At 69.1% G+C, this 9,222-nt stretch carries 13 protein-coding genes; 8 read left to right on the forward strand and 5 right to left on the reverse strand.

What is annotated here, in order from left to right; translation table 11 throughout:
- From V7050_RS14380 to mnhG, 6 genes are all read left to right on the forward strand, one after another.
- The coding region (locus V7050_RS14380) for an MnhB domain-containing protein (RefSeq protein ID WP_324410716.1) at positions 1–340 on the forward strand (340 nt) is incomplete at its 5' end.
- 1 nt (position 341) lies between these two features.
- Positions 342–704, forward strand: coding sequence for an NADH-quinone oxidoreductase subunit K (locus V7050_RS14385; RefSeq protein ID WP_324368212.1), 363 nt, complete (start codon positions 342–344; stop codon positions 702–704).
- On the forward strand, positions 704–2,188 hold the full coding sequence (locus tag V7050_RS14390) for a proton-conducting transporter transmembrane domain-containing protein (protein WP_324368210.1): 1,485 nt from the start codon (positions 704–706) through the stop codon (positions 2,186–2,188). Before V7050_RS14385 ends, V7050_RS14390 begins: the two co-directional genes overlap by 1 nt.
- Positions 2,185–2,526: a Na+/H+ antiporter subunit E gene (locus V7050_RS14395; protein ID WP_324368208.1), complete on the forward strand. Its 342-nt coding sequence runs from the start codon at positions 2,185–2,187 to the stop codon at positions 2,524–2,526. Before V7050_RS14390 ends, V7050_RS14395 begins: the two co-directional genes overlap by 4 nt.
- Entirely contained in the window at positions 2,523–2,825 is a 303-nt protein-coding gene (locus V7050_RS14400) for a monovalent cation/H+ antiporter complex subunit F (protein WP_324368206.1), read from the forward strand. The genes V7050_RS14395 and V7050_RS14400 overlap by 4 nt, the downstream gene beginning before the upstream one ends.
- Positions 2,818–3,159, forward strand: a complete 342-nt coding sequence (mnhG, locus tag V7050_RS14405; RefSeq protein ID WP_324368204.1) for a monovalent cation/H(+) antiporter subunit G — start codon at positions 2,818–2,820, stop codon at positions 3,157–3,159. The genes V7050_RS14400 and mnhG overlap by 8 nt, the downstream gene beginning before the upstream one ends.
- Before the next feature lie 394 nt (positions 3,160–3,553).
- Here mnhG and V7050_RS14410 read toward each other — a convergent pair whose 3' ends face one another.
- From V7050_RS14410 to petA, 3 genes are read right to left on the reverse strand one after another with little or no spacing between them, the layout of a single operon-like run.
- Positions 3,554–4,354 carry a cytochrome c1 gene (locus V7050_RS14410; protein WP_324368202.1) on the reverse strand — a complete coding sequence of 267 codons (801 nt, stop codon included), beginning with the start codon at positions 4,352–4,354 and terminating at the stop codon, positions 3,554–3,556.
- A 22-nt stretch (positions 4,355–4,376) separates the two neighbouring features.
- Complete coding sequence (locus V7050_RS14415; protein WP_324368200.1) at positions 4,377–5,693, reverse strand: cytochrome b; 1,317 nt, start codon at positions 5,691–5,693, stop codon at positions 4,377–4,379.
- A gap of 10 nt (positions 5,694–5,703) precedes the next feature.
- Positions 5,704–6,264, reverse strand: coding sequence for a ubiquinol-cytochrome c reductase iron-sulfur subunit (petA, locus tag V7050_RS14420; RefSeq protein ID WP_324368198.1), 561 nt, complete (start codon positions 6,262–6,264; stop codon positions 5,704–5,706).
- Positions 6,265–6,468: 204 nt separating this feature from the next.
- Here petA and V7050_RS14425 point away from each other — a divergent pair, with 204 nt between their 5' ends.
- On the forward strand, positions 6,469–6,999 hold the full coding sequence (locus V7050_RS14425) for a YqaA family protein (RefSeq protein WP_324368196.1): 531 nt from the start codon (positions 6,469–6,471) through the stop codon (positions 6,997–6,999).
- Here V7050_RS14425 and rlmH read toward each other — a convergent pair.
- Positions 6,984–7,457, reverse strand: coding sequence for a 23S rRNA (pseudouridine(1915)-N(3))-methyltransferase RlmH (gene rlmH, locus V7050_RS14430; protein WP_324368194.1), 474 nt, complete (start codon positions 7,455–7,457; stop codon positions 6,984–6,986). The genes V7050_RS14425 and rlmH overlap by 16 nt on opposite strands.
- Positions 7,458–7,467: 10 nt before the next feature.
- Positions 7,468–7,824, reverse strand: coding sequence for a ribosome silencing factor (rsfS, locus tag V7050_RS14435; RefSeq protein ID WP_324368216.1), 357 nt, complete (start codon positions 7,822–7,824; stop codon positions 7,468–7,470).
- Between the two features lie 269 nt (positions 7,825–8,093).
- Between rsfS and V7050_RS14440 the strand changes: the two genes are divergently transcribed.
- Positions 8,094–8,957, forward strand: a complete 864-nt coding sequence (locus V7050_RS14440; RefSeq protein ID WP_324368192.1) for a ParB/RepB/Spo0J family partition protein — start codon at positions 8,094–8,096, stop codon at positions 8,955–8,957.
- The last annotated feature ends 265 nt before the right edge of the window (positions 8,958–9,222 follow it).

The raw sequence follows: 9,222 nt of genomic DNA on the forward strand, positions 1-9,222 counted from the left end.
CGGGCTGCTGGCGGCGACCGCCTTCGCGCTGGTGGAGAAGGCCGAGGGCCTCGAGGCGGCGAAGCGCGCGCTGCGCTTCCGGCCGCAATCCATCGCCGCCTTCGGGCTCGGCTGCGCGCTGGTCTCCGGCGTCTGGGGCGGGCTGCAATACGGCTATTTCCTCAAGGGGGTCTGGCCCTTCATCACCATCGACGCCGAGGGCAACAAGCACGGCCTGCCGTTCGGGTCGATCTTCCTCTTCGATCTCGGGGTCTATTTCGTGGTGCTGGGCACGGTCTGCGGCATCCTCTTCGCGCTCGAGGACGTGGTGTCGCGGGAAGCCGACGTGGAAGAGGACTGACATGGAACTGCTTCTGGCCATCCTCGCGGGCTCCCTGGTCGCCGCCGGCTCCTATCTGATGATGAGCGGCAAGACGCTGCCCTATCTCTTCGGCCTGACGATGATCTCCAATGCCGCCAACCTGATCATCTTCGCCTCCGGCCGGCTGACCTTCGGCAAGCCGCCGCTGGTGCCCGAGCACGACAAGACCATCGCCGACGTGTCGAACGCCCTGCCGCAGGCGCTGATCCTGACGGCGATCGTGATCGGCTTCGGCCTGCTGGTCTTCGCCCTCACCCTCTCCTACCGCTCCTATTACGTGCTCAAGACCATCGAGATGGACGACATGCGCGAAGCCGAGCCGATCGCGGAGGGCAATTCCTAGTGTTGCTGTTCTGGGCGCTGGTGATTCCCTTCGGGACGGCGGTGCTGGCGCTGCTGGCCTGGCGGTCGCTGGAGATGCAGCGCGGCATCTCCCTGATCGGCGCGCTGGCGCTCTTGGTGCTGACGGTGCGCATCGCGATCCGCGTCGCGACCGAGGGCCCCTTCGCCGAACAGGCGGGCGGATGGCCCGCGCCCTACGGCATCACCCTGGTCGCGGACGGGCTCTCGGCGGTCATGGTGCTGCTGACCGGGCTGGTGGCGGTGGCGGTGCTGATCTTCAGCTTCGCCGACGTCACCGAGGGCGAGAAACACTACGGCTTCTATCCCCTGACCCACGCACTGCTGGCAGGCATCTGCGGCGCCTTCCTCACCGGCGACATCTTCAACATGTATGTCTGGTTCGAGGTGATGCTGATCGCCTCCTTCGGCCTCCTGGTGGTCGGCGGCGGCAAGGCGCAGCTCGACGGCGCGATCAAATATGTCGGGCTGAACCTGATCGCCACGGTCGCCTTCATCGCCGGGGTCGGCCTGCTCTACGGCGCCACCGGCGCGCTCAACATGGCCGACCTGCACGGGCGGCTGATGGGGCGCGGCGCGGAGACGCCGATCCTCGCCTCGGCGGCGGTGCTGATCTTCGCCTTCGGCTCCAAGGCCGCGCTCTTCCCGGTGTTCTTCTGGCTGCCGGCCTCCTATCACACCCCCACCTTCAGCACCTCGGCGCTCTTCGCAGCGCTGCTGACCAAGGTCGGGGTCTATGCGCTGATCCGGGTCTTCACCCTCGTCTACGACATCGACGGCACGCCGATCGCGGCGCTGCTGCTCGGCACGGCGGTGCTGACCATGGCGGTCGGCGCCCTGGGCGCGCTCAGCCAGGGCTCGATCCGCCGGGTGCTCGGCTACAGCATCGTCTCCTCGATCGGCTACATGATCCTCGGCCTCGCGGTGGCGACGCCGCTGGCGGTGACCGGGGCGCTCTTCTACCTCTTCCAGGACGTGCTGGTGAAGGCGAACCTCTTCCTCGGCGCCGGGGCGACGAAGCGCCTCGCCGGTTCCGAGGAATTCGGCAAGGCCGGCGGCATCTGGCGCGTCCGGCCGTGGTTCTCGCTGCTCTTCCTGATCCCCGCGCTCTCGCTCGCCGGCGTGCCGCCCTTCTCGGGCTTCTGGGCCAAGCTCCTGCTGGCGCGGGCGACCATCGAGATCGGCAGCGCCGGCCTCACCTTCATGGTGCTGGCGGTCGGCTTCCTCACGCTCTTCGCCATGGCGCGGATCTGGGCGGCGGTGTTCTGGTCGGCGCATCCCGAGGGCGACGGCGCGATCACCGAGCGCCTGCCGGCGGCCATGCTCGTGCCCCTGCTGGCGCTGACCGGCGCGATCGTCTACATCGGCATCGACGCCGGGCCGATGGTCGCGGGCGCCGCGGCGATCGCGACCGGCCTGATCGACCCGCAGGCCTATGTGGCGGCGGTCCTGGGAGGCGCCGAATGAGCCTGATCCTCCGGTTCCTGAATCTCCTTTGGCTCTTCGTCTACTTCCTCTGGGACCTCCTGGTCTCGAGCCTGCTCGTCGCCCGCGCCGTGCTCTCGCCGAGGGACATCACCAAGCCGCGGCTGGTGACCATCCCGCTCAATGTGAAAAGCGATGCCGGCATCACCATGGTGGCCAATTTCATCACCCTGACGCCCGGCACGCTCACCGTGGACGTGAGCGACGACCGCTCCACCCTGCTCGTCCACGACCTGCTCGCCGGCGATTCGGGCGACGGGACCCGGCAGGCCGTGCGCGAGGGCATCGAATCGCGGGTGCTGAAGGTGACGCTGCGATGATCATCGAAAGCACCGCCTCCGGCCTTCTCGGCAACGCGCTCTCGCTCACCGTGCTCTTCCTCGTCGTGGCGCTGCTCGCGGCCGCCTATCGCCTGATCGCCGGGCCGACGCTCTCCGACCGCGTCGTGGCGCTCGACCTGATCTCGATGCTGCTCGTGGTCTTCCTGGTGGTCTTCAAGATGATCAGCGGCGTGAACGCCTATATCTACGTCGCCATCGGGCTCGCGCTGATCAGCTTCCTCGCCACGGTCGCCTTCGCCCATTACATCGACCGCACGGAGGGCGATTCCGATGAGTGACTCGATCGCCGCCTTCCTCTTCGTCGCGGGCGGCTTCTTCTGCATGGTGGCGGGGATCGGGCTGATCCGCCTCAACGACGTCTTCGCGCGCATGCATGCGGCAACCAAGGCCGGGACGCTGGGGCTCGGGCTGATCTGCATCGCGGTGATGGTCAAGGCCGGGAGCCTGCTGCATGTCGCCGAGGCGCTCTTCGTCTTCCTCTTCATGATCGCGAGCGCCCCGGTCGGCTCGCATCTGATCGGCCGCGCCTCCTGGCGGACCCGGGTGCCGATGGATCCCAATACCCAGATCGACCCCGACTGCCGCATGTTCCTCAGAAACCGCGCCCGCTGAGCCGAGCGCCCCGCGGGTCGCGACCATCGCAATGGCGGTTTCCCCGCCCGTGGGGGCCGCTGGAATCGTGACGACACCCGGGCGGATCGCTCGGCTCGAGGGCACCGCGAACCGGCAAGAGCGAGGCACTCACCCGCGCCGGTTCGTCGTCCGCAGCGCGCGGGCGCGGAGGTCGGGGGGGTCGGGCTTCAGCGACGCGGATTCGTCACCTGCCAGATCCGCGAAGCGAAGGGACGAGACCCGAAGCGGTCCGAAGCAATGCGCCGAAGACCGGATCATATCGGCGGTATCTGCGCCTCGCCGCTATCACGACCACCCGCCCGATCGACAGCGGTCGATCGGGCGGGCAATCTCGGAGCCGCGCGGGGCGCGCGGGGGCGCCCGCCGGCTGTTGTCAGCCGTGCTTCTTGCCCTTGTGCGGCGCCCAGAGCGTCTTGTTGGTGAAATAGAGCAGCACGGTCAGCACCGTCAGGAACAGCACCGCCGTCAGGCCGGAGCGCTTGCGCTCCATCATCTTCGGCTCGGCCGTCCACATCAGGAAGGCGGCGACGTCCTCGGCGATCTGCTCGGGCGTGGCCACCGTGCCGTCGGCATAGGTCACGTCATCGCCGTAGAGCACCGGCGCCATGGCCATGTAGCCGCCGAAGGCGGTGTTCTCGTAGAGGATCGTGCCGGCCTCCTCCCTCTCCTCGCCGGTGAAGCCGGTGAGCAGGGAGGCGATGTATTCCGGCCCGCCCATGCCGAAGAGGATCTGGTTGATGCCGAGCCCGGCCGGCCCGTGGAACCCGGCCCGCGCCTTGGCCATCAGGCTCAGGTCGGGCGCGTTGGGGATGTTCGAGGGCGGAAAGAAATCCGTCGGCGTCGCCACGCGGGTGTCGTCGAGCGCGACATCGAAGACCTCGTGCTGCCCGGCGAAGGCGCGCATCGCCTCCTCCGACAGCGCCGGCCCGCCCTCGTCCTCCAGCGTGCGGAAGGCCACGAACTTGAGCCCGTGGCAGGCGGAGCAGATCTCGGAATAGACCTGCAACCCGCGCTGGAGCTGCGACTGGTCGTAGCGCCCGAACGGGCCCTCGAAGGAGAAGCTGAAGTCGTGCACGTGGCGCTCGCCCTCCGCGGCGGCGGCCGGGGAGGCGCCGAGGCCGACGAGGCCGAGTCCGATTGCGAAGAGCCCGGAGAGAAGCGTTCTAGCGGTCATTGTCTCTGTCCCCTCACGTTCTTCATTCGGCCGGCTGGGCGGCGCTGCCCTGGGCGGCGACCTCCCCGGGATCGCCGTAATGCGCCCGGAAATCGTCCTCGATCGTCGCCGGCGGCGCCTTGGGCTTCTCCAGCACCCCGAGCAGCGGCAGGATGATCAGGAAGAAGCTGAACCAGTAGAGCGCACCGAGCTGGCTGATGATCACGAAGGGCTGCTCCGGCGGCATGGCGCCGCACCACATCAGCACCACGAAATCGACCACCAGGAGCCAGAACCAGAACTTGAACATCGGCCGGAACCGCCCCGAGCGCACGCGGCTCGTGTCGAGCCAGGGCACGAGGAAGAGCACGATGAGCGAGCCGAACATCACGATCACGCCGAAGAGCTTCGAGTTGATGAAGAGCACGTCGAAGGTGATCGCGCGCAGCATCGCGTAGAAGGGCAGCAGGTACCATTCCGGCACGATATGCGCCGGCGTGACCAGCGGATTGGCCTCGATGTAATTGTCCGGATGGCCGAGGAAGTTCGGCATGAAGCCGACCACCGCCGCGAAGATCGTCAGGATGAAGACCAGCGCGAAGAGGTCCTTGATGACGAAATAGGGCCAGAAGGGCAGGGTGTCGGCCTCCGCCTCCTTGCGCGAGCCGCGCCGCACCTCCACGCCGGTGGGGTTGTTGTTGCCCGTGGTGTGGAAGGCCCAGATATGCACCACCACCAGCGCCGCGATGACGAAGGGCAGGAGGTAGTGCAGGCTGAAGAACCGAGTCAGCGTCGGATTGTCCACCGCCGGCCCACCCAGGAGCCAGGTCTGGATCGATTCGCCGATCAGCGGGATGGCCCCGAAGAGCCCGGTGATGACCGTGGCGCCCCAGAAGGACATCTGGCCCCAGGGCAGCACGTAGCCCATGAAGACCGTCGCCATCATCAGGATGTAGATCACCATGCCGATGATCCAGGTGATCTCGCGCGGCGCCTTGTAGGAGCCGTAGTAGAGCCCGCGGAAGATGTGGAAATAGACCGCGAAGAAGAAGAGCGAGGCGCCGTTGGCATGGGTGTAGCGCAGCGCCCAGCCGGCGTTGACGTTGCGCATGATGTGCTCGACCGAGGCGAAGGCGCCGCCGACGCTGGGGTTGTAATGCATCACCAGCACGATGCCGGTGGCGATCTGCAGCACCAGGCAGAAGGTGAGAACGATCCCCCAGATCCACATCCAGTTGAGGTTCTTCGGGGTCGGGATCATCAGCGTGTTGTAGAGCAGCCCGATGATCGGCAGCCGGCTCTCGATCCACTTCTCGGGGGCGGATTTCGGCTCGTAATGGTCGTGCGGGATGCCGCTCATGATGCCCTCCTCAGCCCAGCTGGATCACGGTGTCGGAGACGAACTGCGCCACCGGAATATGCAGGTTCTCCGGCGCCGGGCCTTTGCGGATGCGGCCCGCGGTGTCGTAATGCGATCCGTGGCAGGGGCAGAACCAGCCGCCGAAATCGCCCGCCTCGCCGAGCGGCACGCAGCCCAGATGCGTGCAGACCCCGGTCATCAGCAGCCATTCGCCGGCCTCGTCCATGGTCCGGTCCGCATCGGTCGCCGGCGCGTCGGCGGGCAGGTTGGCGTTGCGCGCAAGCGGATCGACCAGCTGCGAGACCTCGACCGCCCGCGCCTCCTCGATCTCCTCCGGCGAGCGGCGGCGGATGAAGACCGGCTTGCCGAGGAACTTCACCGTCAGCTGGCTGCCGACCTCGAGCCCGTCGACATCGACCTGGATCGAGGCGAGCGCCTGCACGTCGGCGCTGGGATTCATCTGGTTGATCAGCGGCCAGACCGCGGCGCCGGTCGCGACTGCGCCCGCCGCGCCTGTTGCGATGAAGAGGAAATCCCTCCGGTTGCCGGTGTCCTCATCGACATGCGCCATGCGCTCCGCTCCCTGTCCTGGCCCCCCGCGGGGCGCATCCCCACCCGGAGCCAGCCAGAGCCTCGGCCCGGATTTGCATTTGGTTTAGACGGTCTGAAGCAGGCGGTCCAGCCCACTTTCGGCCCGCCCGCGCCCTTGGCCCGCACCTTGGCCGCGCGGGGCCGAGCGGCTAGTCTCCGCCCGCCCCGCCCCGGAACGAGAGCCATGCACCCGGCCAGAGACGCCTCCGACATCCTCGACCGCATCGTGCAGTCGCGCTGGACCGGCGCCGCGCTCTTCGGCTTCGCCTTCCTCGAGGGCGCGGTGCTGCCGATTCCCATCGAGGCGGTCATCGCGCCGCTGATGCAGCTGCGCCGCGACCGGATCTGGCGCATCGCCGCCATCGCCTTCGCCGGATACCTCGCCTCCGCACTCGCGGGCTACGCCATCGGCGCGCTCTTCTTCGACACCGTCGGGGCGCGCATCGTCGCCGCGCTCGGCTGGGAGGCGGGCATGGCGCAGATGGAAGGATTCCTCGCCCGCTACGGCTTCTGGGCGATGATGGCCATGGCGGTGACGCCCCTGCCCACCCAGGTGGCGATGATCGGCGCCGGGCTCTTCGGCCTGTCGCTCCCGGTCTTCGTGCTGGCGATCGTGCTGGGCCGCGGCACGCGAAACTTCGCGGTGGCGGCACTCGTCTGGCGCTACGGCGACCGGGTGGTGGCGCGCCTCACCCGCGATCAGCCGCCGCGGTGATAGGGCCCGTCGCCGAGGATCGAGGCGGCGCGGTAGAGCTGCTCGGCCAGCATCGCGCGCACCAGCATATGCGGCCAGACCATCGGCCCGAGCGAGAGCGCGTCGTCGGCCCGCGCCCGAAGCCCCGGCGCCAGCCCGTCGGCGCCGCCGATGGCGAAGGCGAGGTCGCGCAGCCCCGAATCGGCGTGGCGACGCAGCATCGACGCGAATTCCGGCGAGGACATCGCCCGCCCGCGCTCGTCGAGCGCCATGAGCCGCGCGCCCGCAGGCAGCTTCGCGGCGATCAGCGCCGCCTCGGCCTCCGGGCCTCCGCCGCGGCGGCCGTCGATCTCGATCACGGTGGCGGGTCCCAGGCCCAGCGCGCGGCCCGCCCGCGAAAAGCGCGCGAGGTAATCCGCGACCAGATCCGCCTCGGGGCCGGATTTCAGCCGGCCGACCGCGAGGATCGCGACCCGCAAGACGCCCGGCTCAGGCGGTGCCGGCGGGGCTCGGCCGGGCGGCGGCCTGGGGCGCCCACATCTTCTCGATCTGGTAGAACTCGCGCACTTCGGGGCGGAAGACATGCACGATCACGTCGCCGGCGTCGATCAGGACCCAGTCGCCCAGCTCCTTGCCCTCGCTGCGCACGATCATGCCGTGATCCTGCTTGAGCCGGTCGGCGAGATGCTCCGCGATCGCCCCGACCTGGCGCGAGGAGCGGCCCGTGGCGACCACCATGTGATCGGCCATCTCGGACTTGCCTGCGAGGGGGATGGTGATGACGTCCTCGGCCTTGTCGTCTTCGAGCGAGGCCAGGATTGCCGACAGCAGGGTCTTGCCGTCGATGTCTCCCGAAACGGGCCGAAGTCCCGTCGCGGAAGTCTCGGCCGCAGTGGCCGGGGTGTGCGGATCCAGTGCGGATTCCTCCTTCACGTCGCGCCAACCAGCCCGGCGCCGGCCCGTGAAGTGTAATGCTTTCGCGCCCCCGTCTCAAGGAATGTCGTGGTGAATGAATTGTGACGGCGCCGACCCGCCACCGCGCGCTGCCGCACCCCCGCCGGCAACACCGCCGAATCCGGGCTAGAAACGCCGCACCCCCAGCCCGGAGCCCGCCCATGCCCGACCAGATCCGCCTGATCCCGCTCGACGCCATCGACGCCGAAGCCATGCCCCGCGACCGCACCGCCGCCGACCCGGCCGCCTTCGACGAGCTGGTGGCCTCGATCGCGCGCAGCGGCCTGCGCATGCCCGTCGAGCTCTTCGGCCTCGAGGCGGAGGATGCCGCCGCCCCCGCCTATGGCCTGATCTCCGGCCACCGCCGGCTCGCGGCGTTCCGCCACCTGCGCGACATGCGCGGCAACGGCGATTTCGCCGCCATCCCCGCACTCCTGCGCAACCCCGGCGACATCGCCGCGGCGCTCGCCGCGATGGTCGAGGAGAACGAGATCCGCCGCGACCTCTCCCCCTGGGAGCGCGCCGCCATCGCCGTCACCGCCCGCGACCGCGGCATCTTCGCCACCATCGAGCAGGCGGTCGACGCGCTCTACCCCGCCGCCGCCCGGCAGAAGCGCGCCAAGCTCCGCAACATCGCCTTCCTCGTGCACGAGGCCGACGGCGTCCTGCGCGACCCCGAGCAGCTGAGCGAACGCCAGCTCCTGCGCCTCCATGCCGCCTGGACCACCGGCTTCGGCGAAGTGATCGAGACGGCGCTGACCGAGACCACCCGCCGCGACGCCGCCGGCCAATGGGAGCTGATCCGCCCGATCCTCGCCGAAGCCGAGGCCCCGCCGCCCGCCTACACCGCCCCCGAAATCCGTCCCGGCCGCCCCCGCCGCCTTTCCCGCCCCCGCCCCGGCCTCACGCTCCGCCGCGAACGCACCCCCGACGGCTATGCGATCCACATCACCGGCCGCGACGCCACCAGCCCCTTCCTCGACCACATCTTCGAGGAGATCGAGCGGCTGGTAGGGGAGCGGTAAGGCGGCAGGGCGGGCCCGCCACCGGAACGGAAGGCAACGCGCGGGCGCGACGGTCGAAGGGCGCAGCCACCCCGCATTCACTTAGCTGTTGACCTAACTATCAGGCGCGCATATAGTTAGCTGTATGGATCACTATCAGACGCCCCTCGACCCCATTTTCCACGCTCTCGCGGACCCGACCCGCAGGGCGGTGGTCCAGCGGCTGGGGCGGGGACCCGCGCCGGGGAAAGAGCTCGCGGCCCCCCTCGACATGGTCCCTCCGTCC

The sequence above is a fragment of the Amaricoccus sp. genome (assembly GCF_036846665.1).
In the GTDB taxonomy this organism is placed as follows: Bacteria; Pseudomonadota; Alphaproteobacteria; order Rhodobacterales; family Rhodobacteraceae; genus Amaricoccus.

Excerpts from the sequence above, each read along its gene's own strand:
- V7050_RS14385 (WP_324368212.1), top strand. The coding sequence starts at position 342 with ATGGAACTGCTTCTGGCCATCCTCGCGGGCTCCCTGGTCGCCGCCGGC.
- V7050_RS14395 (WP_324368208.1), top strand. The coding sequence starts at position 2,185 with ATGAGCCTGATCCTCCGGTTCCTGAATCTCCTTTGGCTCTTCGTCTAC.
- V7050_RS14400 (WP_324368206.1), top strand. The coding sequence starts at position 2,523 with ATGATCATCGAAAGCACCGCCTCCGGCCTTCTCGGCAACGCGCTCTCG.
- mnhG (WP_324368204.1), top strand. The coding sequence starts at position 2,818 with ATGAGTGACTCGATCGCCGCCTTCCTCTTCGTCGCGGGCGGCTTCTTC.
- V7050_RS14410 (WP_324368202.1), bottom strand. The coding sequence starts at position 4,354 with ATGACCGCTAGAACGCTTCTCTCCGGGCTCTTCGCAATCGGACTCGGC.
- V7050_RS14415 (WP_324368200.1), bottom strand. The coding sequence starts at position 5,693 with ATGAGCGGCATCCCGCACGACCATTACGAGCCGAAATCCGCCCCCGAG.
- petA (WP_324368198.1), bottom strand. The coding sequence starts at position 6,264 with ATGGCGCATGTCGATGAGGACACCGGCAACCGGAGGGATTTCCTCTTC.
- V7050_RS14425 (WP_324368196.1), top strand. The coding sequence starts at position 6,469 with ATGCACCCGGCCAGAGACGCCTCCGACATCCTCGACCGCATCGTGCAG.
- V7050_RS14440 (WP_324368192.1), top strand. The coding sequence starts at position 8,094 with ATGCCCGACCAGATCCGCCTGATCCCGCTCGACGCCATCGACGCCGAA.